Source organism: Mycobacterium sp., assembly GCF_032161845.1.
Taxonomy (GTDB): Bacteria; Actinomycetota; Actinomycetes; order Mycobacteriales; family Mycobacteriaceae; genus Mycobacterium.
Genome location: NZ_JAVRQA010000216.1, coordinates 1 through 25,868 on the forward strand (window position 1 = coordinate 1; position 25,868 = coordinate 25,868).

At 66.7% G+C, this 25,868-nt stretch carries 10 protein-coding genes and 1 pseudogene; 6 read left to right on the forward strand and 5 right to left on the reverse strand.

Features of this window, described 5'->3' with window-relative positions; all coding sequences use genetic code 11:
• Both QOD90_RS12545 and QOD90_RS12550 read right to left on the reverse strand, forming a co-directional pair.
• A pseudogene (locus tag QOD90_RS12545) lies at positions 1 to 350 on the reverse strand (dehydratase); the annotation flags it as partial.
• 40 nt (positions 351 to 390) lie between these two features.
• Positions 391 to 1,743, reverse strand: a complete 1,353-nt coding sequence (locus QOD90_RS12550) for a 3-oxoacyl-ACP reductase (RefSeq protein ID WP_526350098.1) — start codon at positions 1,741 to 1,743, stop codon at positions 391 to 393.
• A gap of 170 nt (positions 1,744 to 1,913) precedes the next feature.
• Between QOD90_RS12550 and QOD90_RS12555 the strand changes: the two genes are divergently transcribed.
• Positions 1,914 to 3,215: an acetyl-CoA C-acetyltransferase gene (locus QOD90_RS12555; protein ID WP_526350100.1), complete on the forward strand. Its 1,302-nt coding sequence runs from the start codon at positions 1,914 to 1,916 to the stop codon at positions 3,213 to 3,215.
• A gap of 122 nt (positions 3,216 to 3,337) precedes the next feature.
• On the opposite strand, the gene QOD90_RS12560 is transcribed toward QOD90_RS12555, so the two are convergent.
• Positions 3,338 to 4,462, reverse strand: coding sequence for a TDT family transporter (locus tag QOD90_RS12560; RefSeq protein ID WP_526350102.1), 1,125 nt, complete (start codon positions 4,460 to 4,462; stop codon positions 3,338 to 3,340).
• Positions 4,463 to 4,504: 42 nt separating this feature from the next.
• On the opposite strand from QOD90_RS12560, the gene QOD90_RS12565 reads away from it, so the two are divergent.
• Positions 4,505 to 5,431, forward strand: a complete 927-nt coding sequence (locus QOD90_RS12565) for a TIGR03564 family F420-dependent LLM class oxidoreductase (protein ID WP_526350104.1) — start codon at positions 4,505 to 4,507, stop codon at positions 5,429 to 5,431.
• A gap of 63 nt (positions 5,432 to 5,494) precedes the next feature.
• Positions 5,495 to 6,898, forward strand: coding sequence for an alpha/beta hydrolase (locus QOD90_RS12570; protein ID WP_526350141.1), 1,404 nt, complete (start codon positions 5,495 to 5,497; stop codon positions 6,896 to 6,898).
• A 63-nt stretch (positions 6,899 to 6,961) separates the two neighbouring features.
• Here QOD90_RS12570 and QOD90_RS12575 read toward each other — a convergent pair whose 3' ends face one another.
• Positions 6,962 to 8,797 carry an acyl-CoA dehydrogenase family protein gene (locus tag QOD90_RS12575; RefSeq protein ID WP_526350106.1) on the reverse strand — a complete coding sequence of 612 codons (1,836 nt, stop codon included), beginning with the start codon at positions 8,795 to 8,797 and terminating at the stop codon, positions 6,962 to 6,964.
• 248 nt (positions 8,798 to 9,045) lie between these two features.
• On the opposite strand from QOD90_RS12575, the gene QOD90_RS12580 reads away from it, so the two are divergent.
• On the forward strand, positions 9,046 to 10,125 hold the full coding sequence (locus QOD90_RS12580; RefSeq protein ID WP_526350108.1) for an NAD(P)H-dependent amine dehydrogenase family protein: 1,080 nt from the start codon (positions 9,046 to 9,048) through the stop codon (positions 10,123 to 10,125).
• Here the strand turns inward: QOD90_RS12580 and QOD90_RS12585 are convergent.
• Positions 10,122 to 21,089, reverse strand: a complete 10,968-nt coding sequence (locus tag QOD90_RS12585; RefSeq protein ID WP_526350110.1) for an SDR family NAD(P)-dependent oxidoreductase — start codon at positions 21,087 to 21,089, stop codon at positions 10,122 to 10,124. The two genes, QOD90_RS12580 and QOD90_RS12585, sit on opposite strands and share 4 nt — an antisense overlap.
• A gap of 262 nt (positions 21,090 to 21,351) precedes the next feature.
• Between QOD90_RS12585 and QOD90_RS12590 the strand changes: the two genes are divergently transcribed.
• Positions 21,352 to 22,773 carry a condensation domain-containing protein gene (locus QOD90_RS12590; protein WP_526350112.1) on the forward strand — a complete coding sequence of 474 codons (1,422 nt, stop codon included), beginning with the start codon at positions 21,352 to 21,354 and terminating at the stop codon, positions 22,771 to 22,773.
• Positions 22,774 to 22,801: 28 nt separating this feature from the next.
• Positions 22,802 to 25,819 (forward strand): MMPL/RND family transporter, encoded by a 3,018-nt coding sequence (locus QOD90_RS12595; protein WP_526350114.1) that lies wholly within the window; start codon positions 22,802 to 22,804, stop codon positions 25,817 to 25,819.
• Positions 25,820 to 25,868 lie beyond the last annotated feature (49 nt).

A 25,868-nucleotide genomic window follows, 5' to 3' on the forward strand; every position in this document is an offset into this window, starting at 1 on the left:
CGGAGGTTTTCGGCATGTACGGCGACGTCGACGACGTCGGTCACCGCGATGGGCCGGTACCGCGTGATCTGATTCTCGACGTGCACCGAACCCATTGCGGCGAAGGGAAAGTCGAAACCGCTCACCAGCGACATCACCGAAGGAAACGTCAGGGCGAACGGGTAGGTCAGCGGCACGGCGTCGCCGAAACGCAGGCCCGTCACCGCCGCGTACTCGGCGACGTTGGCGGAGTCGATGGCCAGGTCGTCGATGGTCACCGTCCGGTCGGGGATCGTGTCGCCGCGCGAGACGAACGGCAGCGCGCCCGCGGCGGCAAGCAGCATGTTCTTCAGACCACTCGGCTGTTTCATGTCTCCCCCTGTCGCTTCGCTCCTGCCCGCCGGAGTCACTTCAGGCACCCAGCATGGCCTGGCCGCACACCCGAATGGTGTTGCCGGTGACCGCATTGCTGGCCGGGCTGGCGAAGTAGGCGATGGCCTCGGCAACGTCGACGGGCTGGCCGCCCTGGAACAGCGAGTTGAGCCTGCGGCCCACCTCGCGGGTAGCCAGCGGGATCGCCTCGGTCATCTTGGTCTCGATGAACCCCGGCGCGACGGCGTTGATCGTGATGCCCTTCTCGCCGAAGACGGGCGCCAGCGCCTGCGTCATTCCGATCATGCCCGCCTTGGTAGCGGCGTAGTTCGTCTGCCCGCGGTTGCCCGCGATGCCCGCCATCGAGGAAAGCCCGACGATGCGGCCACCCTCGCCGATGGTGCCGTTGTCCACCAAACCCTGAGCGAGTCGTTGCGGTGCCAGCAGATTGACGGCGACGACCGAATCCCAGCGTCCCTCGTCCATGTTGGCGAGCAGCTTGTCGCGGGTGATGCCCGCGTTGTTGACCAGAACGTCGGCCTTGCCGTCATAGTGCTCGCGCAGGTGCTCGGTGATGCGGTCGACCGCGTCGGCCGCGGTGACGTCCAGCGTCAGCGCCGTGCCACCCACCTTGGTGGCCGTCTCGGCGAGCGCCTCGGCGGCTTGGTCGACGTCGATCGCGACCACCTTTGCGCCGTCGCGGGCGAACACCGCCGCGATCTCGGCGCCGATGCCGCGGGCCGCGCCGGTCACCAGCGCGACCTTGCCGTCCAGCGGCTTGTCCCAGTCGGCGGGCGGCACGGAGTCCTGCGCATCGACGTAGAACACCTGGGCGTCGACGTACGCGGACTTGGCCGACAGCAGGAATCGGACGGTCGATTCGAGGCCCGTCGCGGCGGGCTTCGCGTCGGCGGCCAGGTAGACCAGCCCGATGGTGGCGCCGTGCTGCAGTTCCTTGCCGAGCGATCGGGTGAAGCCCTCCAGCGCACGCTGGGCGATGCGCTCGTCGACGCTGCCCGTCTGCTCCGGGGTGGTGCCGATGACGACCACGCGACCGCTTGAGCCGATGTTGCGCAGCACCGGGGTGAAGAAGTCACGCAGGGCCTTGAGGCCCTCGGGGGTGGTGATGCCGGTGGCATCGAACACCAGGCCGCCGAACGTGTCGGCCCAGCGGCCACCGACGTTGTTGCGGACCAGGTCGTAGTCCTCTGCGAGCGCGCTGCGCAGCGGCTCGGCGACACGGCCCTCGCCGCCGACGAGCAGGGGGCCGGCCAACGCGGGCTCACCCGCCCGGTAGCGGCGCAGGGTCGTTGGCTGCGGGACGCCGAGTTGCTTGGCCAGGAACGACCCCGGACCGGAGTTGACCACTTGCGAGAACAGGTCGGTAGCCACTGAGCTGCCTTTCGAGGAGAAACGGGTATTGCCTACGGACTAGGGGTACCCCATTTGCCGAGGGACGCTGTCGTATCGGTCACGAACTTACTCCAGAGTAAGAACGGTGGGTAGTATGACCCTCGACACTGGCGTCCCTCGTCAGTGCACTGCAAGGTACTGGAGGAGACGTGGCCGACAGCAAGGCAACCCGTCGAGTGGCCATTCTCGGCGGCAACAGGATTCCCTTCGCGCGTTCGGATGGCGCCTATGCCAATGCGTCGAACCAGGACATGTTCACGGCCGCGCTCGGCGGTCTCGTCGACCGGTTCCACCTCGAAGGCGAGCGCCTCGGTGCCGTCGTCGGTGGCGCCGTGCTCAAGCACAGCCGCGACTTCAACCTGATGCGCGAGTGCGTGCTCGGCAGCGCACTGTCGCCGTACACACCCGCCTACGACCTGCAGCAGGCGTGCGGCACCGGCCTGCAGTCGACCATCGCCGTCGCCAACGGCATCGCACTCGGCCAGTACGACTCGGGTGTCGCCGGCGGGGTGGACACCACCTCCGACGCGCCCATCGCATTCGGCGACGACCTGCGGCGCGTCCTGCTGGGTCTGCGCCGAGCCAACTCCAACGTCGCCAGGCTCAAGCTCATCGGCCAGTTGCCCGCCTCCGTCGGCGTCGAGATCCCCACCAACGGCGAGCCCCGCACCGGCATGTCGATGGGCGAGCACGCCGCCGTCACCGCCAAGGAAATGGCCGTCAAGCGCGTCGACCAGGACGCGCTGGCCGCGGCCAGTCACCAGAACATGGCGGCCGCGTACGACCGCGGGTTCTTCGACGATCTCGTCAGCCCGTTCCTCGGCCTCTACCGCGACAACAACCTGCGCGCCGATTCGACGGCCGAGAAGCTAGCCAAGCTCAAGCCCGTCTTCGGCGTGAAGAACGGCGATGCGACCATGACGGCAGGAAATTCGACACCGTTGACCGACGGTGCGTCAGTGGCCCTGTTGGCAAGCGACGAGTGGGCCGAGGCGCATTCGCTTCCGGTGCTCGCGTACTTCGTCGACGGGGAGACGGCCGCGGTCGACTACGTCAACGGCGACGACGGTCTGCTGATGGCGCCCACCTACGCGGTGCCGCGACTGTTGGCCCGAAACGGGTTGACGCTGCAGGACTTCGACTACTACGAGATCCACGAGGCCTTCGCGTCGGTGGTCCTCGCGACCCTCGCGGCGTGGGACTCCGAGGAGTACTGCAAGGAGCGGCTTGGCCTGGACGCCGCACTGGGCTCGATCGACCGGAGCAAGCTCAACGTCAACGGCTCATCGCTGGCCGCTGGTCACCCGTTCGCGGCGACGGGCGGACGCATCGTGGCGCAACTGGCCAAGCAGCTGGCCGAGAAGAAGAAGGAAACCGGCAAGCCGGTGCGCGGCCTGATCTCGATCTGTGCGGCAGGCGGCCAGGGCGTCACGGCCATTCTGGAGGCCTAGAGACTTCCGCCACGACGTGTGTAACGGGGTGGGGCGGGTAGTCGATACGGGTAGTAGCTCCGTGTTGCCGTCTGACCCCCCGACCCGACGGCACACGGGGCCACTTACATGTCTGATGTGAGCTAACTCGACGGCGCGGGCGGGTCCTTCATCGCCTTGATCGGCCCGGCGTTGGGCGGCGGCACGAACAGGCTGCCTCGGACGCTGCCGCGGGCCGTCCGCACCGCGACCAGTCCCCAGGTACCCAGCAGGCCCGCATAGGCGATCGCGGCCGCCACCTTGAACGTGGGCAGACCGGTGTGGACGGCCAACTGCGTGGTACCCGTCACGAACGTGCCGACGGGGAACGTCAGGCTCCACCACGTCAGCGCGAAGGGCATCCCGCGCCGCAGGGTGCGCACCGTCAACTCGGTGGCCAACACGATCCACAACAGCGCGAACCCCCAGACCGGGACGCCGAACAGGACCGCGAAGACGTTCATCGCGCTGGCGAGTTCGGCAGGCACCGCCGAGGCCGCTGCCGTCCCGAGCAGCCCAGCCGCCGTGATGCCCTGGCCCAGCGGACCCAGCACGATCCACAGAGTCGGCACCCGGGCCGTGCCGGAGGTGCCGTACAGCGCCAGCCGGCTCCAGATCATGCTGATGATGATCAGCGCCGCGATCAGCGACAGCCCGAACATCGCGTAACAGCCGTAGAGCATCGTGGTGCGTCCCGTTCCCGGCTGCATGTGCGGTATCAGCAGGGCACCGGCGGCCGCCGACACCATCGGCGGCACCACGGGCATCAGCCAGCCGCCGAAGGCCGCGTCGGGCTCGACGTTGAGCTGGGTGAACATCAGGAACGGAATCGTCGCCGCGGTGAAGAGACCGCCGACGGTGCCCGCCGTCCACAGCACCCAGTGAACCTCGACGGCCCACGACATCCCGATGAAGTCCTTGCCGACCAGAATCGCGCCGGAGCCGACGGTCAGGAGGGCCATCGGCGCGGCTCCGTAGAAGTGCGCCATCTGGGGATTGCGCGAATGAGCCCTCGCCACCGTCGGATGGCGGAACCACTGCACCGACACCGCGATCAGGAGGACCACCAGCAGGACGGCGGCCACCACCCACATGATGCGGGAGAACACGTGCAGGCCCGGTACGTGGACCGGCAGCGTGGCCCCTGCCGTCGCCACGATCCCCGTGCCCATCACCGACGCGAACCAGTTGGGCCCGAAATTCTGGAGTCGAGCCGCTTCGGTGGTCATTGCTCGTCATTGAACAGGACGCAGGCATGCTTCGATGGGCACATGGAGATCAGTATGTTCGGGCAACTCAGCGACGCGGGTGTCGCCAATCCGATCGACGCCACCGTGCAGAATCTCGCGCAGTTGCGCGAGGAAGGTTTTCGCCGGCTGTGGATGAGCCAGATGCCTTACGAGCCAGACCTTCTCACCATCCTGGCGGTAGCACTGCACGAGGTCGATGACATCGAGGTGGCCTCCGGCGTCGTCCCGATCCAGAATCAGCACCCCATGCAGATGGCGCAGCGGGCGCTGACCGTCAGCCTCGCGTCACACGGCCGTTTCATCCTCGGCCTCGGCATGACCCATCAGGCGGTCACGGAGGGCATGTGGGGCATCCCGTGGGACAAGCCGGTGCGCAGGCTCAACGAATATCTCGACGGCCTGCTGCCCCTTCTGTCGGGTGAGGCTGCCGCCGCGACGGGCGAAACGGTGACCACCAGGGGGTCTTTGATGATTTCCGGGGCACCGCGACCCGACGTCTACATCGCAGCGCTTGGGCCGCAGTTGTTGAGGATCGCGGGCCGTCGCACGGCGGGCACGTGCACCTGGATGACGGGACCCAAGACGCTGGCCGGTCACGTCAGTCCGACCCTGCGGCAGGCCGCCGCCGACGCGGGTCGCCCCGCGGATGCGGTGCGAGTGGTGGCGGCGCTTCCGGTGAGCGTCACCGACGACGTCGACGGCGCCCGCAAGAAGGCCGCCGAGCAGTTCGCGATGTACGGGGTGCTGCCGTCCTACCGCGCCATGCTCGACCGCGAGGGTTACGCCGGGCCGGAGGACGCCGCGATCATCGGCGACGAGACGACGGTCAAGGAGCGCCTCGCCGAACTGCGCGCAGCCGGGGTCGACGAGTACGTCGCCGCCACCTTCGATGCGTCACCAGAAGGTCGGGCGCGCACCCGCGCGGTGCTGCGCACCCTCGACTCCTAGCCAGGGGCGGCCTGGCGACAGGAACCGCTCAGGTTTCATTGCCACCATGTAACGGTGCACTTCATGGCCGCCGACGCCCCCGGCACCTACCACCGCGGACTGTCGCTGCTGCAGGGTTGGTTGCCGTCGACGCTGCAGATCATCGCGATCATCGTGCTGGTCCTGGCGATCGGCTGGCGGACCCGCCGGTGGCGCCTGGTCTGGCTACCGGTCTCGATCGTCGTAGGGCTGGCCGTGGCCGCGTGGGCGCACTGGTACGTCGACTCGCAGGGCATGGCGGGTGATCCCGCCCCCGACTCGCTGTGGATCTGGACCGGCCTGACGGGGTTCGCCCTCAGCGCCGCCGTGCTCGGCTGGCGCGGCATCAAGTGGCGCCGCGTCGCCACCGTGGCCGCCGTCCCGCTGTGCCTCCTCGGCACGGGCCTGGCGCTGAACACGTGGGTCGGCTACTTCCCGACCGTGCAGGTCGCCTGGAACCAACTGACGGCGGGGGCACTGCCGGACGAAACCGATCTCGACACCATCCAGGCAATGCAGAAGGCAGGCACCGTACTCGACCACGGCAGCGTGGTCCCGGTGGACATCCCCTCCGCCGCTTCGGGTTTCAAGCACCGGACGGAGCTCGTCTACCTTCCACCGCGCTGGTTTGCCTCCAACCCGGCACCGCAGCTGCCGGTGGTGATGATGATCGGCGGTGAATTCAACACACCCGCCGACTGGCTCCGGACCGGCAACGCCGCCGCGATCGTCGACTCGTTCGCCCAATCGCACGGCGGCAATGCGCCGGTTCTGGTCTTCGTCGACTCAGGCGGGTCGTTCAACAACGACACCGAATGCGTCAACGGCGTCCGCGGAAACGTCGCAGACCACCTCACCAAGGACGTGGTGCCATACGTGAACGCGCACTTCGGTACCAGTTCGGCCGCCGCCGACTGGGGCATCGTCGGCTGGTCGATGGGCGGCACGTGCGCGGTCGACCTCACCGTGATGCATCCCGAACTGTTCGGCCACTTCGTCGACATCGCGGGCGACACGGGACCCAATGCTGGCACCAAGGACCAGACGGTGGCCCGGCTCTACGGCGGGAACGCGGTCACGTGGGCCGAATTCGACCCGGCCACCGTGATCGCGAAACACGGTCCATACAAGGGGGTTTCGGGCTGGTTTGCCATCTCCACCGACGTCCCCACGAAGCACGAGTCCTCTCCGGGCACCGATGCGGTGGGGCTCGGCGGGCGCGACGGCGCTGGCATGCAGACCGATCAGACACAGGCCGCGAACACACTGTGTGGCCTCGGCAGGGTGAACGGCATCACCTGCTCGGTGGTGCCGACGACGGGCCGCCACGATTGGCCATTGGCGACGCAGGTCTTCACTGCCGCGCTGCCATGGCTGGCGGGGGCCGAGCACACGCCGGGCGTGCAGGCCGTTCCCCTTCCGGCGGGGGCACCGGTCGCGCGAGTCTGATCGCCGGCCCAAATGCAAAGGGCCCCCGCCGAAGCGGGGGCCCTGAGCGTGAAGCAGTGCGGCTTAGAAGGATGCCTCGTCGAGCTCCATCACTTCGTTGTCGATGTTGTCGAGCACCAGACGGGTGCTGGTCAGCAGCGGCAGGAAGCTCTTCGCGAAGAACGACGCGACGGCGATCTTGCCGTCGTAGAACGACTTGTCCGCACCGGCGGCGCCCTCGTCGAGTGCGGCGATGGCGACGGCGGCCTGCTTCTGCAGCAGCCAGCCGAGCACCAGGTCGCCGACGCTCATGAGGAAGCGCACCGAGCCGAGGCCCACCTTGTAGATGCTGGCCGGATCCTCCTGCGCCGACATCAGGTAGCCGGTCAGCGTGGCAGCCATGCCCTGGACGTCGGCCAGGGCGGTCGCCAGCAGCTCGCGCTCGGCCTTCAGCCTGCCGTTGCCCGCCTCGTTCTTGATGAACTGCTCGATCTCGTTCGCGACGTAGCCCAGCGCAACACCCTTGTCCCGGACGATCTTCCGGAAGAAGAAGTCCTGCGCCTGGATGGCGGTGGTGCCTTCGTAGAGCGAGTCGATCTTGGCATCCCGGATGTACTGCTCGATCGGGTAGTCCTGCAGGAAGCCGGAACCACCGAAGGTCTGCAGGCTCTCGGTGAGCTTGGCGTAGGCCTGCTCGGAGCCGACCCCCTTGACGATGGGAAGCAGCAGATCGTTGACCTTGACCGCCAGCTCGGCATCAATGCCGTGCACGGCATTGGCGACCTCGGCGTCCTGGAACGTCGCGGTGTAGAGGTACAGCGCGCGCAACGACTCGGCGTAGGCCTTCTGCGTCATCAGTGAACGACGCACGTCCGGGTGGTGCGTGATGGTGACGCGGGGCGCTGCCTTGTCGGTCATCTGGGTCAGGTCTGCACCCTGCACGCGGCTCTTGGCGTACTCGAGTGCATTGAGGTAACCGGTCGACAGGGTGGCGATCGCCTTGGTGCCCACCATCATTCGTGCCTGCTCGATGACGTCGAACATCTGGGCGATGCCGTTGTGCACCTCGCCGACCAACCAGCCCTTGGCAGGCTTGTCGTGCTGGCCGAAGGTCAGCTCACAGGTGGCCGAGACCTTCAGGCCCATCTTGTGCTCGACATTGGTGACGTACACGCCGTTGCGCTCACCGAGCTCGCCGGTCTCGAAGTCGAAGAGGAACTTCGGCACGAAGAACAGTGACAGACCCTTGGTGCCAGGACCTGCGCCCTCGGGGCGGGCCAGTACCAGGTGGAAGATGTTCTCGAACATGTCGTCGGCCTCGGCGGAGGTGATGAACCGCTTCACGCCGTCGATGTGCCAGGAGCCGTCGTCCTGCTTGATCGCCTTGGTGCGGCCGGCGCCGACGTCGGAGCCCGCGTCGGGCTCGGTCAGCACCATGGTGGCGCCCCATCCGTTCTCCGAGGCGATGGCGGCCCACTTCTTCTGCTCCTCGGTCCCGTTGTGGGCGAAGATCTGGGCGAATCCTGCGCCGCCGGCGTACATCCAGACCGCGGGGTTGGCACCGAGGATGTGCTCGTTGAGTGCCCACAGCAGCGCCTTGGGGGCAGGCACGCCACCAAGCTCCTCGTCGAGTCCGACCTTGTCCCAGCCGCCGTCGATCGTGGCGCGGACCGACTTCTTGAAGGACTCGGGCAGCTTGATGCTGTGGGTCTCGGGATCGAAGACCGGCGGGTTGCGATCACCGTCGGCGAACGATGCGGCGACGGGCCCCTCGGCCAGCCGCGCCATCTCTTCGAGCATCTCGCGCGCGGTGTCGACGTCTAGATCGGCGTACTGACCCTGGCCGAGTGCCTTGTCGACACCCAACACCTCGAACAGGTTGAATACCTGGTCACGGACGTTGCTCTTGTAGTGGCTCACGCTGTCTCCTCGATGAGATTTCCGTCTGCGGTTGGGTACTTGGGCTAAGTTACCCACCAGTAACTGCAGCCAACTATACCGGCTGGTAACTTGATCGCAAAGCAGTGTCGAGCAAATTTCGGCTGGCTAACCAACCCGACGGTTGATCGGGACCGTTCCAGCCGCCAAACACTGCCGTTGACCTGCCATTTCGCCGAACTGTGATGTCTGCCACGAGGCGCTCCAGCACGCCCGCTAGGGTGGGGCGAATGAGGCGCGTGGTGGTATGGGGAACGGGCAACATGGGCGCTACGGCGATCCGCTCCGCGGTTGCATTCCCTGGGCTGGAACTGGCGGGTGTCATCACGTCTTCGGAGAGCAAGGTCGGACGGGACGCCGCGACGTTCGCCGGTCTCGATGCCGATACCGGCGTCGTCGCCACGACGGACGTCGACGCCGCGCTGGCGTCCTGCGACGCGGTGGCCTACATGGCATCCGGTGACATCCGTCCCGACGACGCCGTCAACGACATCGAGCGGTGTTTGCGCGCCGGTGCCCACGTCGTCACGCCGTCGCTGTACTCCCTCTACGACCCGCGGTCCGCACCGCCGGAGTGGGTCGAGCGCCTGACCGCGGCCGCCGAGGAGGGTGGCTCCACCCTGTTGGTCAGTGGCGTCGATCCGGGCTGGGCGAATGACGCCCTCGCGGTGATGGCCGCTGGACTCTGCACGCGCATCAAGACGATCTATTGCCAGGAGATCTTCGATTACTCGACCTACGATCAGCCGCACGCGGTACGGGTGAGCTGCGGGTTCGGCGCTTCAATGGACGAGGTCCCGATGATGCTGCTGCCGTCGATCCCGACGATGGTGTGGGGCGGCAACATCCGGTTGATCGGCCGCGGGCTCGGCCTGCAGATCGACGAGATCACCGAAGTGGTCGAGCGGCTGCCGCTCGAGGAGTCGGTGGAGAACGTGATGGGCCACTTCGAGAAGGGCAGCCAGGGCGCGTTCTGGCTCAAGATCATCGGCTGGTCCGGCGGCAAGCAGCGCATCGTCGTCGACCACATCACGCGCATCGACCCGTCGTGCGCGCCGCAGTGGCCACAGCCGGACGAGGGCGTCGGGGACCACCGCGTCATCGTCGACGGTGATCCGCAGCTGACCATCGTCAGCCGCGCGGACGTCCCCGGTGGCACCCGCGCCGACGGTGGCAACACCACGGCCGCCAACCGTCTGCTCGGAGCCATCGAATGGCTGGCGACGCAGAAGCCGGGCATCTACGACGGCCTCGACGTCCCGCTGCACACGGCGCTGCCCGACGAAGTCGAAGCGACCCGCTGGGCCTAGGAGACCTCCACCACCGGCTCGGCCACGGACTCCTCCCGTGGCGTTTCCGCGTCGGGCAGCTGGCCGACGAGATAGTCGGCGAGCCCCCCGATGGTCGGATAGTCGAACACGGCGGTCGCGTTGATCGTGAACGCGCCACCGAATTGACTGTGCAGCCGGTTGCGCAGTTCGATCGCCATCAATGAATCCGTCCCAAGGTCCAGGAACCGATTCGATGCGGCCGGCGGAGAAGCGAGCCGCAGGAAGTTCTGCACCTCGCGCTGAAGGAATTCCGTCACGAAGCCGGCGCGCTGCGCGACCGGTATCTCCTGCAGCTGCTTGAGCAGCTCACTGTCACCGGTCACCTCGCCGACGGCGCTCGGCAACACCAGGTCGAGGATCGGTGGACGTGAACTGCCGAGCACCTTCGCGGCGCGCTGCCAGTTGGCCTTGATGACGGTGGCCTGGCCAGTTCCGTTGGCGACGACCTCAGCGAGCGCGCCGAGGGCGGCCGAGGGTTCCAGCGGAATCAGGCCTTGGGCACCGATGTTGGCGGTCGCGGCTTCCGAAGAGGCCATGCCGCCCTGGGCCCATGGCCCGAAGTTGACGCCGGTGGCCGGCAGGCCTTGCGCCCTCCGCTGTGCGACCAGGCCGTCGAGCAGCGCGTTGGCCGTCGCGTAGTTGGCCTGGCCGGGTGAACCGAACAGGCTGGCCACCGATGAGGACACGATGAAGAAGTCCAGCTCGTCGTCCCGCGTCAAGCTGTCCAGGTGCTGGGCACCGAACGCCTTCGGCGCCAACGTCGTTCGGAATCGTTCCACGCTCTGTTCGGATAGCAACGCATCGTCGAGCACGCCGGCCAAGTGCACAATGCCACCGAGCGGCGGCAGCTCCGCGCGGATCCGGTCCAGGAGTTGCGCAACTTCAGCCTCGTCGCCAACATCGGCGGCGAAGACGTGGACGCGGCACTTGTAGCGCTCGGTGATCTCCTCGATCGACCGTTGCGCGTCCGCATCGGGCGCGCGCCGGCTGGTCAACACGACGTCACCGGCCCCTAGCTGGGCCAGATGCGACGCCGTGTGCAGACCGATCGCACCGAGTCCGCCGGTGATCAGGTAGCTCCGATCGGCACGTGGCTGAAGCGGGCTCGGAATCTGCACGACGATCTTCCCGATGTGCCGCGCCTGCTGCATGCGACGGAACGCGGCCCTGGCCTCGGTCAGCGGGTAGATCTCGGCGGGCAGTGGAGTCCACTCGCCGTTGGCCAACCCGTCGGACACCTCGGTCAGCAAGTCGCGAATGCGATCGGGCTCGGTGAACATGACCGTGTCCAACGCCACGATCTCGTAGGCGATGTCGGATCGGGCCTCGGCCATCTGCTCTAGTGACCAGATGTCGCGCTTGGCGATCTCGGCGAAGCGACCGTTCGGGGCGGTGGCCCTCAGCGTCGCCTCGATGAAACCCTCGCTGGTCAGGGAGTTGAGCACGACGTCAACGCCTGCCCCGCCGGTGTCCGCCAAAATCTGGTCGGCGAAATCCGTTGTGCGCGAATCGTAGACGTACTTCACGCCCAGCTTGCGTAGCGTCGCACGCTTGAAGGTGCTGGCGGTCGCGAACACCTCGGCACCGCACCGCTGGGCCATCTGGACGGCCGCCAGACCTACGCCACCGCTGGCGGCGTGGATGAGCACCTTGTCGCCCGGCTGCAGCTGCGCCCAGTCGAACGACAGCCGGACCGTCAGTGCGGCGGCGGGAATGGTCGCGGCCTCGACCGCGCTCACACCGTCCGGGATCGGCGCCAAGAACTGGGCGGGCACGTTGAACCGGCTGGCGAACGCACCCTGCATGGAACCGTAGACGCGCTGACCGACCTCGAGTTCGGTGATCCCATCGCCCAATTGGGTGACGACGCCGGCGAAGTCGCCGCCGATCGGCCCCGGATCGCCCGGGTAGAGGCCTAGTACGTTCAGCACGTCACGGAAGTTGAGGCCGGCGGCCTCGACCCGGACCTGCACGTAACCCTCGTCCGGCGGCGGCACGTCCGTCTCGGTGAGGCGCAGGTTGTCGATCGCGCCGCGCTCGGTGGGCGCTAGGACGTAGTCGCCTGCCCGCGGCACCGTGAGATGACCGCTACGCGCCCATGGCAGCAGGCGGGAGGCCAGCAGCTTCCCTTGTCGCAGCGCGAGTTCCGGCTCGTCGACGGGCGTGGCCAACAGGTTGGCCAAGGCAGTCACGGCCTGCTGCGATCCGTCGCAGTCGACCAGTTTGCAGTGCAGCGCCGGTTCCTCGTTGATCGTGGTGCGCCCGAAACCCCATAGCGCCGCTTGCACGGGGTCCACCGGCTCGCCGGATTCGCATGCGACGGCCCCCTCGGTGACGATCCACAGTCCACCAGGCAGTTTCGCCTCACCGCGTTGCACGGTGTGCACGGCGCTGAGCAGGTTGGCGAGCTCGGCCTCGATCCGCGCGGCGGCGTCGGCGCTCGACTCTGCCGCGCGCGGCGCGTTGCCGCGCCAGACGACGCCGGAGAAGGGCAGGCCGCGTTCGTTGGCCTTGGCCAGTAGCCGTCCCAGAAGCTCCGTGTCGGTGTACCTGTCGAACGGGATGCAGCCGGGCACCTGGGCGGCCAGTTCGTCGAATCCGGCGATCAGCCAGGTACCGTTCGCGGGCGCGGCGTCCTCGCTCGGCGGCGCAGGCACCTCGTGCCAGCCAAGGGTGTAGAGCAGCCGGGTGGCATCGCCGCCGAGGCCGCGCAACAAGGCTTCGCGCGGTGCGCGTTTGACCGTGAACTCGCGAATTCCACCCAGGTGTCGGCCATCCCGATCGATGTAGTCGAGATCGAACACTTGAGTTTCGTTGTCGAGGGCGCCCTCGTGCCAGCGGGCGCGGCAGTAGAACCGTCGCGGCATCTTCTCCCGCAACGTCACCTGCCCGTACCGCAATGGCAGGAACAGGTCGCTCACGCCCTGCTCGGCCGCGAGCAAGGCCGGGAACGCCGGGAAGGCGACTCCCGTGCAGAGGTCCATCAGCACCGGGTGCATCGGCTCCGAACCCAACTGTTCGGCGAGTTCCTCGCCGACGAAGATGTCGCCGATCGCCTCACCCTCGCCGAGCCATAGCGACTTCAGCGAGCCGGACCAGGTGGGTCCCCAGGCCAGCTCCAAGTCGGCGAACGTCTCGAACAACTCCTGCGGCCGCATGCGGTTCAACCGCTCGATGGCCTCGTCGACCGGATCGTCCTCGATCGCAGGCTCGTCGTCGACGCCGCCGACCACGGTGCCTTCGGCATTCAACGACCAATCGGCATCTCGAACGCCGTACGGGCGACTGTGGACCTGGAACTTCGACGCCGCGCCACCGTCGGACGGGTGCAGTGTGAGCTGCACCTCCCGAGAAGCCTTCTCGGGCAGGATGATCGGCTCGTAGAAGAAGACGTCCTTCACCCGCGCCGGGGTACCGACTGCGGTCAACGCCATCGCTGCGTACGTCGCGCCCGGGACGACGACGGTGCCGTAGATGACGTGATCGGAAAGCCAGGGCTGCGATTTGACCGACAACCTGCTGGTGTAGACGGTGTCGCCGGAGGCGAGGTCCTTACCGCTCCCCAGGATTCCCGATGCTGCGGCACCGTTGATGTCGGAGCCGGGCATGCCGGACGTCTTTGGCCAGAAGCGGCGACGCTGGAACGGGTAGGTGGGCAATTCAAGTCTGCGCCCTTGCCCGCGATGCAGACTGGCGAAATTCGGCCGGTGGCCACCGACGTAAGCCGACGCCAGCGCGTCGGCGAGCTGACGCCGGTCGCCGACGCCCTTGCGCAGTGAGGCGATGGCGCGCGGAGCGGCCAAATGCTCCGGCCAGACCTGCACTGCGGCGCCGGTCAAAACCGGCTGCGGTCCGAGTTCCATCAATATCGAGCAGCCAAGGGCCGCCACGGTGCGCACACTCTCGGCGAACTGCACCGGTTGCCGGGAATGCCGCCGCCAGTACCCCGCGTCGAGCGGGGTTTGCGCCGTGAGTATGGAGCCGGTGCGGTTGCAGACCAGCGGCAACGTCGGGGCGGAGAACTGCAACTGCGCTGCGTACGACTCGAATTCGTCGAGTACCGGATCCAGCAGTTCAGAGTGGAAGGCGTGGCTCGTCTCAAGCCACGTGCAGCGGATCCCCTCGTCGCCGAGCTTGGCGACGATTTGGTCGAGCTCCTCACCAGGACCCGAGAGCACGGTATTGGGTCCGTTGTAGGCGCCGACGGACACTCGCGGGAACTCGCTGGCGACCTCGTCGGCGTGCTTGGCATCGGTGAACACCGCCACCATTCGCCCGCCTGCGGGCAGGCTGCCGAACAGCCTGCCGCGCTCGGCCATCAATCGTGCGCCGTCCTCGAGGCTGAACACTCCGGCCACGCAGGCCGCTGCGTACTGGCCAACGCTGTGTCCGAGCACGACGTCGGGCTCGATGCCCCATGACTGCCACAACCGGGCCAGGCCCATCTCGATCGCAAAGAGTGCCGGCTGGGCAAACGACGTGTGCCGCAGCGACTTTCCAGCTTCTCCGCCGGTTTCTCGATCGGTAGCGAACACCACCTCGAGCAACGGGCGTGGCAGCAGGTCATCGACCGCGTCCGCGCAACGCTGCACGGTCTCGGCGAAGACCGGTTCGGTGTCGAACAACTCGCGGGCCATCCCCGGGTACTGGCTGCCCTGCCCGGTGAACATCCACGCCGTCGTCGGCTGGTTGGTGTGTTCGCCGCGCAGTACTCCCGGTCGCAGCCGGTTCTCGGCCAAGTCGACCAAGGCCTGGCGGGCGCCGTCGACCGATTCCACGACCAGCGCGGCGCGATGTTCGAAGTGCGAGCGGCCCGTTCCCGCCGTGCGGCAGACGTCGGCCAGGTCGACGTCCGGGTGGGCGGTCAACCAGGTCTCATAACGGTGCGCCAACGCCACCAGGGCTTCCGGTGACCGGCCAGACAGCGGCAGCACGCTCACCAGCTCTGGCGCCGAGGGCTCTTCGGAGACCGGCCGAGTGGGCGCCTCTTCGATCAGCACGTGTGCGTTGGTGCCGGTGAACCCGAAGGAACTCACACCGGCGCGCCGCGGCCGCCCGTTGGCCAGCCACGGAATCGCCTCGTCGACGACGCGGACCGGCAACGAGTCCCACGGAATGTGCGGCGACGGATTGTCGAAATGCAGGCTCTGCGGCAGAAGTTCGTGTTGCAGCGACAGCACGACCTTGATCAGACCCGCTGCCCCCGAAGCCGATTCGAGGTGGCCGATGTTGGTCTTCACCGAGCCCATGAGCAATGGGCGGTCCGTGTCCCGCGAGCCGCCGTAGGCGGCCGCGGCCGCCTGCACCTCGATCGGATCACCGAGCGGGGTCCCGGTCCCGTGCGCTTCGAGGTAGTCGACGTCCCCACCGGCCAATCCGGCGCGAGCCAGTGTGGCTCCGATGAGACGTTGTTGGGCACCACCATTGGGCACCGTCAAGCCGCTCGACGCACCGTCTTGATTGACCGCGCTTGCCGAGATGACCGCGCAGACCCGATCACCGTCGCGCTCGGCATCGCTCAGCCGCTTGAGCACGAGAATGCCGCAGCCTTCGCTGCGCACGTAACCGTCGGCGGAGGCATCGAAGGTCTTGCATCGCCCGACGGGGGACAGCATCCTGGCCCGTGAGGCGGCGATGGTCGTCACCGGACTGAGCAAGACGTTCACGCCACCGGCCACGGCCATGTCGCAATCACCGGAGTGCAATGCCTGGCAGGCCTGATGGACGGCCACCAACGCCGAGCTGCAGGCGGTGTCCACCGCCATTGCCGGACCTTCGAGCCCGAGGGCGAAGGCAACCCGACCGGAAATGGCATTGAGCGCATTGCCGGTGATGAAGTACGGCTCGATCTTGTCGAGCGACTCCGACGACAGCAGATGGGCATACTCGTTGGCGGCGACGCCCGTGAAGACGCCGGTCCGGGTGCCACGCAATTCGGCTGGCGCATACCCGGCCCTTTCGAGGCCCTCCCACACCGTTTCGAGCACCAGTCGCTGCTGCGGCTCGATCCAGACCGCCTCGCGCGGAGAGATGTTGAAGAATTCCGGATCGAATCCGTCGATCCCGTCCAGGAATCCGCCATAGCGCGTGTAGGTCTTACCCGCAGCCTCTGGATCCGGGTCATAGAACTCGTCGATGTCGAAGCGGTCCTCGGGGACTTCACCGATGGCATCGACACCGTCGCGAAGCAGGTCCCAGAAGGCTTCCGCGTCGGGTGCGCCGGGAAAGCGGCACGCCACCGCGACGATCGCGATCGGCTCGTCGGTCCGCGTCGTGACCGCGGTCGCCGACGCAGGCTTGGCGGCCTGCTCGTTGAGCCCAAGCACATCGCCGAGCAGATAGTCGGCCACGTCGGACAGCCGGGGGTAGTCCATCACTAGCGTGATGGGTATCTCCTTGGCAACTCCTTCTTCGATGCGGCGCCGCAACTCGACGGCCATCAGCGAATCCATGCCGAGGTCGAAGAACCCCGAATCCTCACGGATCTCGGCGGAATCGACTCGGGTCACCGCCGCTACCGCGTCACGCAAGTAATCAGTCAGAAGCCTCTTGCGTTGCTGCACGGGAGCATTGGTGAGTCGTTCGACCAGTTCGGTCTTCCCGGACGACGCCACGGCCTGCGCCGTATCGGGCGCCTCTGGCTCCAACTCCGCCAGGAATGCCCGCCGCCCCGCCTGCTGGTACAGCGGCAGGAATCGGGACCAGTCGATTCGGGCCACCACACCCTGTGCGGGACCGTCGGCGGACGAGGTTGCCATCACATCGGCCAGCCCCGCGAGGGCATCGGCCGATGACAAGGTTTGGATTCCGCGCTGGGCCAGTCGCGCGCGGGATTCCGCGTCGGCCATGCCCGCCGCCCATGGGCCGAAGTTGACGCTGATCCCAGGGATGCCCCGCTCGCGAAGGCGCCAGGCCAACCCGTCGAGGAACGCATTGGCCGCGCCGTAGGCGGCCTGCCCGTATCCACCCCATACCGAGGCGATCGACGACGTGCTGAGGAAGAAGTCGAGCTTGAGGTCAGCGGCAACTTCGCTCAAATGCCAAGCACCCCAGACCTTCCCGGCGAAGACGCGATCAACCTCGGCGTCGTCGAGGTTGCTGAGTGGGGTGGTCCCGAGCTCGCCGGCAGCGTGGACGATGCCGGCCAACGGGGGCAGTTCTGATGCCACGGTGGCGAGCAGGCGGGCGACGCCGTGCGCGTCGGCGACGTCGGCGGTGGCGACGCGCATTTCGCATCCGTGCTGTTCGGCGAGGGCGTCGATGCGTCCCTGGGCGGCCTCGCCGGCCTCTCGCCGGCTGGTCAGCACCAGGTGCTTGGCGCCGTGCGCGGCCAGGTAGCCGGCGATCTCCAGTCCTAGGGAACCGAGGCCTCCGGTAATGAGATAGGTTGCCTCAGCGCGTATTTCCACTGGCTTGGCGATCGGCATGCCGACCCGTCGAACCAGTCGGGGTACGTAGATCGCCTGTTCGCGCAGCGCGATCTGGTCCTCGCCACGCGCGTGAGCCATCGAGTGGTCGACGAACCGCGACCACTCGTCGGGGGTTCCGTCGGCAAGGTCGGCCAGTCCACCCCATATGTGCGGAAACTCCAGTGCCGCCGCACGACCGAAGCCCCATAGCGAGCTCTGATCCGGCGACACCGAGTCCGCGTCGGTGACGCGCTGGGCGCCCCTGGAGACCACCCAGATTGGACTGCGAAGCTCAGCGGCCATCGCAGCCCGGAAGAGTCGTCGCGTTCCGCCAAGGATTCGATGTTGCATCCGCAACAGGGACTGCATCGATGGCGCACCATCGACGTCGAGCGCCGCGACGAGCACGATACGTGTCGTCAGATCCTCTGATGCCGCAGCGCGCAACGCCACCGCGAGCTCTTGCTCGTCCGCGTCGGAGGTGGGCAACCCGATCATCCGGTGCCGATGGCCACGGGCATTTAGCACGTCGACCAGGGGCTGGACCGCATCGGGGCTGTCGCCAATGAGAATCCACCCGGCGTCGCCGCCACCGCCGCTGGGAGTCGTGGACTTCTCCCAGCGGAACTCGTAGCGGTCGTCGGCATTCGATTGCGCCGAGCGTTGTTGATTGTGTTGCGCGGCAAGCTTGGTCAGCACGTCCATGGTCTGCTGGTCGTCGCCGGCGCCGTCGAGTAGCGCCGCGAGTTCGGAGATCTGGCCGTCTTCGAGCAGGCGGACGGCGTGGGTGCGCGCGGCGGCCTGCGGCTGCTTGGCACGCTCTCGATCGTCTCGGAACCAGTACTGGCGGTGCTCGAACGGATAACCTGGCAGGTCGATCTTGCGTGCGTGTGCGTGCCGGAAAGCCGAGAACTTGGGCAGGTGACCGAGGACGTAGGCGTCCGCGACGGCTTCGGTGAGCTGTCGATGGTCGGCGGTGCTTCGGCGCAGTGACGCGATCGCCCGCGGCGCCGTGGCCGGGTCGGGCCAGGCCCGTAGGGCAGCGGCGGTGAGTACCGGTTGTGGGCCGAGTTCAAGCAGCACCTTGCAATTGAGCTCGGCGAGGGTATGCACGCTCTTGACGAATTCCACGGGTTGGCGCGCGTGCCGACGCCAGTACGCGCCGTCGAGTTTCACGCTCCAACCGAGTGCGCCGCCGGTGCGGTTGTCGATCAACAGCCGCTCTGGCGGCGAGAATTCGAAACGCTGTGCGTACGACTCGAATTCATCGAGGATCGGGTCCAGCAGGGCGGAGTGGAACGCGTGGCTGGTTTCCAGCCAGTCACACCGGACGCCGTCGGCAGTCAGCCGGGCCACCGCAAGGTCGAGATCTTGGGCGGGTCCCGATAGGACGGTATTGGCACCGTTGTAGGCGGCGACCGACAGGCTCGGGAACTCGTCGGTAAGGCTCTCGACACGTTCGGCCGCGGTGAAGACCGCCACCATCCGACCGCCTGCGGGCAGGCTGCCGAACAGGCGGCCGCGCTCGGCCATCAGCAACATTCCGTCTTCGAGGCTGAACACGCCGGCAACGCACGCCGCCGAATACTGGCCGACGCTGTGGCCAAGGACCACGTCGGGCTCGAAACCCCACGACTGCCAGAGCCGGGCCAGTCCCAGCTCGACCGCGAACAGGGCCGGCTGTGCGTAGGAGGTTTGCCGCAGCGTCCCTTCGGCATCCGGGCCGTCTGAACCTTCTCCCGTCGCTTCGCTCGCCCCAGTGTCGAAAATGACGTCCAGCAAGGGCTTTTCGAGAACGTCGGCGACTACTGCCGCGCAGCGACTCAGGGTCTCGGCGAAGACCGGCTCGGTGTCGAACAGCTCGCGGGCCATGCCTGCGTACTGGCTGCCCTGACCGGTGAACAGCCAGGCCGTCTTTGGGGTGTCATGAGATTCTCCGCGGACCAAGCCGGGTGCCGGGCGGTCCTCGGCGAGCGCGCCAAGTAGATCGATGGCGGATTCTCGTGAATCGATCACCAGGGCGGCGCGGTGCTCCAGGTGCGCGCGCCCCACCCCGGCGGTGAAGCTCACGTCGGCCAAGCTGGCCTCCGGGTGGGCGCTCAACCAGTCGCGGTATTGGCCAGCGACCTGCATCAATGCGGTGGGGGTCCGCGCCGAGAGCGGCAGGATGCTGAAACGGCCCGGACTCGAAACCTCAGCGGGTCGTTCCACCACCTCGGGTGCTTCTTCGAGGAGGACGTGGGCGTTGGTCCCGGCGAAGCCGAACGAACTAATGCCCGCAATCCGCGGCCGACCGTTGCGTTCCCAGGGGGTGGCCTCCTGCACGACCTTCAGCGCAAGCCGGTCCCACGGAATGTGCGGCGACGGATTTTGGAAGTGAAGGTGCTGCGGCAGTGTCTCGTTCTCGAGCGACAGGATGACCTTGATGACGCCCGCGATTCCCGCGGCTGCTTCAAGGTGTCCGATGTTGGTCTTCGCCGAGCCGAGCAACAGCGGTTGATCGGGTTCGCGCCCGATGCCGAACGCCGCGCCGGCGGCCTGCGCCTCGATCGGATCGCCAAGCGACGTTCCGGTGCCGTGTGCCTCCAGGTAGCCGACGTCGGCCGGTTCGAGGTCGGCGCGCTTGAGCGCGTCAGCGATAACCCGTTGTTGGGCAACACCGTTCGGCACCGTCAGGCCGCCCGACGCACCGTCCTGGTTGACCGCGCTGCCGCGGATGACGGCCCGAATGTGGTCCCCGTCGCGGATCGCGTCTTCGAGCCGCTTGATGACGATGACACCGCAGCCTTCGCCGCGGACGTACCCGTCGGCGGCCGCATCGAAGGTCTTGCACCGGCCGTCGGGGGCCAGCATGTGGGCGTGCGAGAACGTGATCATGGTGGCCGGTGTGAGCAGCACGTTGGCGCCGCCGGCCAGCGCGAGGTCGCATTCGCCCAAGCGCAGCGCTTGGCATGCCTGATGGATTGCCACCAACGACGAGCTGCATGCCGTGTCGACGGCCACCGAGGGACCCTGCAGCCCCAGCCGGTAGCTGATCCGGCCCGCGGCTGCCGCGCTCGAGGTTCCGATGGCCAGATACGCCTCGATCTCGGGGTAGGTCAGCTCGTCGGACGCCATTCCCAGGTAGTCGTGGGTGGCCAAACCTACGAAGACGCCGGTGTTGGTGTTGGCCAGATCAGTTGGCGCGGTGCCCGAATGCTCCACCGCGCGCCACGCCGTCTCCAGCAGTAACCGATGCTGCGGGTCCATCATTCGGACCTCGCGGGTCGACATGCCGAAGAAGGGCGCGTCGAACCCCGTCACGTCATCGACGAACCCTGCCCGACGGGTGACTATTTTGCCGGGCGCACTGGCGTCCTCGTCGAAGAATTCGTCGACATCCCACCGGTCGCCGGGCACCTCGGAGACGGCGTCGCGGCCCTCGCGCAGCACGTCCCAGTACTCGTTCGCATCGGCGGCACCCGGAAAACGCGCCGCGTAGCCGACGATGGCAAAGCGCGGGGCTGGTTCGTTCGGATGTGCGGCGGATTCCATGCCCGGTTGTCCTTCGTCACTCGGCCGAAAGTAACTTACTCGACGGTAAGATTAACTTCTCGGCGGTCAGAATGTGATGCTGCGGGTCCCGTTTGGCGCCCCACGATCAGCGTCGACACACTATTGCACGTTGACCTGTGCCGTGCGTGCCCCAAGGTTTCCGGTGTTAAGTCGGCGGACGAGCACCGGTGAACCGAGGGTATGTTGATCTTCCGATGAGGGATGCCGGAACGGCAGCCGGCCAACCTGGGAGGACGACGCCTTGCGCATCGGGAAGATAACCATCGGCGCGCTCAACGAGTGGTCGTTGACCCCAGGCTCGGTGACCTCCTGGCATCCGACGGCCGCGGCCCAGGAAATTGCTCGAAGTGCGCCCGTCAGTTCGGTGCCGGTTAGCTACATGCAGCACCAGCACTTGCGCAACTACAGCGAGCGGGCTGCCGCAGGTCTGAACTTCTCCCGGCAGATCATCGCCAGTTGCGACGTCGCGGGCCAGTGCGACATCTCTGCCATGGATCACGCGGTGAATGCCTATCTGCGGCGCCACGATACGTTCCGCAGTCGGTTCGAATCGACTGGTGATGGAGGGTTCGTCCGGCACGCCATCGACGATCCAGCCGTCATCGAATTCGTCCCGGTCGAGCAGGGTCACCTGACGGTCGACGAGATTCGCGCTCACGTCGTCGACATCCCCAGTCCGCTGGAGTGGGGCTGCTTCACCTTCGGGGTGATCCAGCACGAGGAGCACTTCAGCTTCTTCGCCGCGATGGATCACGTCCACGGGGACGCGACGTTGATCGGCACGACGATGATGGAAGCCAACGGGATGTATTCGGCGATGAGCGCGACCGGTCAGGCCCTGACGCTTCCCGACGCCGGTAGCTTCGACGACTTTTGTGTCCGCGAGCGCGAGTACGCGTCGGCGTTGACGTTGGATTCGCCGGGAGTACGCGCGTGGATCGACTTCGCGGAGAACAACAGTGACGGTTTTCCGGAATTCCCACTTCCGCTGGGTAATCCGCTGGAGTCGACCAGCAGTGACATGACCTCACAAATCCTGATGGGCCCGGCGCAGACGGAACGCTTCGAGTCGGCGTGTTCGTCGGCGGGCGCGCGCTTCGTCGGCGGCCTGTTTGCCTGCCTCGGCCTGGTGGAGCACGAGTTCACCGGCGCTCTCACCTATTACGGGCTCACACCGAGGGATTCCCGCACGGCCAGTGACAACTTCATGACGCAGGGCTGGTTCACCGGCTTGATCCCGATCGTCGTCCCCGTCGCGGCGACCTCTTTCAGCGATGCGGCGTGGGCGGCGCAGACCTCGTTCGATTCGGGTCTGGACATGGCGAGAGTGCCGTACTACCGAGTGCTGGAGTTGGCGCCGTGGTTGAACTGGCCGCGGCCGAACTTTCCGGTGTCGAACTTCCTGCACGGTGGCGCCGCGCCGCTCAACGCCGTCCTGGCCGCAGCCGACATGGGCCTGGCGAACAACGTCGGCATCTACCCGGACGACCGGTTTTCGTATCAGCTGACGATCTACATCTTCCGCTACGAAGAGGGCACGGTCATGGCGATCATGCACCCCGACAATCCAGTGGCCAAGAAGTCGGTGACCCGTTACATGGAGGCGATGAAGTCGGTGTCCGTGCGGGTTGCCGACAGCGGGCACTGGGGACGCGTCGCCTAGTGACGGGCGAATCGATGGCGAGGGCCTCATGCGACGGCTAGCCGATGTCGTGGTGCGGTGGCCGTGGGCGGTGATCGGGGTGTGGGTCGCGTTGGCGATCGCCCTGCCGCTGACGTTCCCGTCCCTTGGCGCGATGGCCGAGAAGCATCCGCTCGCCATCCTGCCCAGCGATGCGCCGTCGAGCGTCACCGCTCGAAAGATGACGGAGGCGTTTCACGAATCTGGCAACGACGACCTCCTCCTGGTCGCGCTGACCAACGAGAAGGGGCTGGCACCCGCGGACGAGGCGACCTACCGCAAGCTGGTCGACGCCTTGCGCGACGATCAGGCGGACGTGGTGATGGTCCAGGACTTCGTCGACACGCCGGAATTGCGAGGGTTCCTGACGAGTCAGGACAAGACGACCTGGCTGGTGCCAGTGGGCCTCGCGGGAGAGATGGGCACGCCGCGGGCGTTCGAGTCGTTCAGCCGAGTCTCCGACCTCATCGACCGCAGCGTCGCGGGCAGCCCGCTGTCGGTCCACGTCACCGGTCCCGCGGCGACCGTCGCCGACCTCACCGTCGCAGGTCAGCGAGACCGCCTGCCGATCGAACTGGCGATCGCCATCCTGGTGCTCGCCGTGTTGCTGCTGGTGTATCGCAGCGCGGTGACGATGCTGCTGCCCTTGGTGACGATCGGCTCGTCTCTGGTGATCGCGCAGGCGCTGGTGGCCGGCTACTCCGAGCTGACCGGGTCGGGCGTCTCGAATCAGTCCATCATTTTCCTGAGCGCCATCTTGGCCGGCGCCGGAACGGACTACGCGGTCTTCTTGATCAGCCGCTATCACGACTATTTGCGCTCGGGTGTCGATTTCGATCAGGCGGTCAAGGGGGCGATGATTTCGATCGGAAAGGTGATCACCGCATCCGCCACCACGGTGGGAATCACCTTTCTCCTGCTGGGCTTCGCGAAGATGGGTGTGTTCAAAACGGTCGGAGTGTCGTCGGCGATCGGAATTGCCGTCGCCTTCCTCGCCGGGGTGACCCTGCTGCCGGCGATTCTGGTACTCGCCGGGCCGCGCGGCTGGGTCAAGCCGAGGCGCGAACTGACCACCCGGTTTTGGCGACGCTCAGGTATCCGCATCGTGCGCCGACCGGTGGCACACCTCGTCACCAGCCTGCTCGTATTGGGCCTGCTGGCCAGCTGTGCGATCTTTGCGCACTACAACTACGACGATCGCAAGACCGTGGCGGCGTCGGCGCCCAGTTCCATCGGGTACGCCGCGCTGGAACGCCATTTTCCCATCAGCCAGTCCATTCCCGAATACGTCCTGATCCAGTCCCCGCGTGACCTGCGCACCCCGCAGGCGCTTGCGGACTTGGAGCAGCTCGCTTCGCGCATCGCCCAATTGCCGAACGTCGGTCTGGTCAGCGGCATCACCAGACCTCTGGGGAATGTGCCGCCGGAGTTCAGGGCCACTTATCAGGCGGGCCTCGTCGGTTCTCGGCTGGCCGACGGATCCACCCAGATCGATCAGCGCGGCGGTGACCTCAACAAGCTTGCCGCCGGGGCCAACACGTTGGCGAACAACCTCGGTGACGTGCGGGCCCAGGTGAAGAAGATCGCCCCAAGCATTCAAACTCTGATCGACTCGGTGTCGTCGATGAGGACCCAACAGGGCGGTGACAAGCTGGTGCGGGACGTCGACAACGCCGCCAAGCTCGTCGACAGCATCAACGCGCTCGGCAATGAAATGGGCATCAACTTCACCGCGGCCAGGGACATGTTCGCCTGGATCGGCCCCGTCTTGGTCGCGCTTCAGGGCAACCCGGTGTGCGACCTCGATACCTCTTGCAGCAACACCCGCAACGTGTTCGAGCGACTCGTCGCCTCGCGCACCAACGGAAACCTCGATCAGATCAACAATCTCGCGCACCAGCTCCAGGGGATGAACGACAAGGACAGTCTCAACGCGACACTCAAGAAGCTCAATGGTGCACTCGCGGGCGTCACGAAGGCCGTCAGCGCGATGGGACTGGACACCCCCGGCGGTGCGCAGACGAGCCTGACTCAGCTTCAGCAGGGCGCCAACCGGCTGGCCGGCGGAAGTCGGGAAGTGGCAGGCGGAGTCGACCAACTCGTCGAGCAGGTCAAGGTGATCGCCGCCGGACTTGGCGAAGCCTCGGGATTCCTGTTGACGATGAAGAACAACGCCGCTGACCCGTCACAGGCGGGGTTCAACATTCCTGAAGAAGTGCTCCAGCTGGCGGAGTTCCAGAAGGCCGCCAAGGCGTTCATCTCGCCGGACGGCCACTCGGTGCGGTATCTGGTGCAAACGAAACTGAACCCGTTCAGCTCCGAGGCGATGGATCAGGTCAACCAGATCAACGACGTGGCCCGTGGCGCGCAGCCGAACACCGCGCTGGCGGACGCCACGATCTCGATGGGCGGATATCCGGCCGCACTGCGGGATACCCGCGACTACTACCAGCAGGACATCCGGTTCATCATCATCGCGACCCTCATCGTCGTCCTGCTGACCTTGATGGTGCTGCTGCGTGCGATCGTCGCACCTCTCTATCTCGTTGGCTCCGTTGTGATTTCGTACTTCGCGGCGATCGGTATCGGCGTGCTGACGTTCCAGTTCCTACTCGGCCAGCAGTTGCATTGGAGCGTGCCGCCGTTGGCGTTCGTGGTGCTGGTGGCGGTGGGCGCCGACTACAACATGCTCCTGGTGTCGCGAATGCGGGACGAGTCTCCGCACAGCGTGCGGTACGGCATCATCCGTACCCTCAGTTCGACGGGCGGTGTGATCACGGCCGCGGGTCTGATCTTCGCGGCCTCGATGGCTGGGCTCCTGTTCTCCAGCATCGGCATCGTCATCCAGGGCGGCTTCGTGATCGGGGTGGGGATCTTGCTGGATACCTTCGTGGTGCGCACCATCACGGTGCCGGCGATCGCTGCGTTGGTCGGGCGAGCGAACTGGTGGCCGTCTCGAATGGGCGCCCGGCAAACGTCTTCTTCGAAGGCTCCGCCGCCGGCCGAACCCGCCGCGTTGTCGGGTTAGCGCGGGCCTGCCATGTATGTGAAACTACGAAACGACGCCGATCGGTCAG

What these genes read in the sequence shown, in the direction of transcription:
- QOD90_RS12560 (WP_526350102.1), bottom strand. Translation starts at nt 4,462, where the DNA reads ATGACCACCGAAGCGGCTCGACTCCAGAATTTCGGGCCCAACTGGTTC.
- QOD90_RS12565 (WP_526350104.1), top strand. Translation starts at nt 4,505, where the DNA reads ATGGAGATCAGTATGTTCGGGCAACTCAGCGACGCGGGTGTCGCCAAT.
- QOD90_RS12570 (WP_526350141.1), top strand. Translation starts at nt 5,495, where the DNA reads ATGGCCGCCGACGCCCCCGGCACCTACCACCGCGGACTGTCGCTGCTG.
- QOD90_RS12580 (WP_526350108.1), top strand. Translation starts at nt 9,046, where the DNA reads ATGAGGCGCGTGGTGGTATGGGGAACGGGCAACATGGGCGCTACGGCG.
- QOD90_RS12585 (WP_526350110.1), bottom strand. Translation starts at nt 21,089, where the DNA reads ATGGAATCCGCCGCACATCCGAACGAACCAGCCCCGCGCTTTGCCATC.
- QOD90_RS12595 (WP_526350114.1), top strand. Translation starts at nt 22,802, where the DNA reads ATGCGACGGCTAGCCGATGTCGTGGTGCGGTGGCCGTGGGCGGTGATC.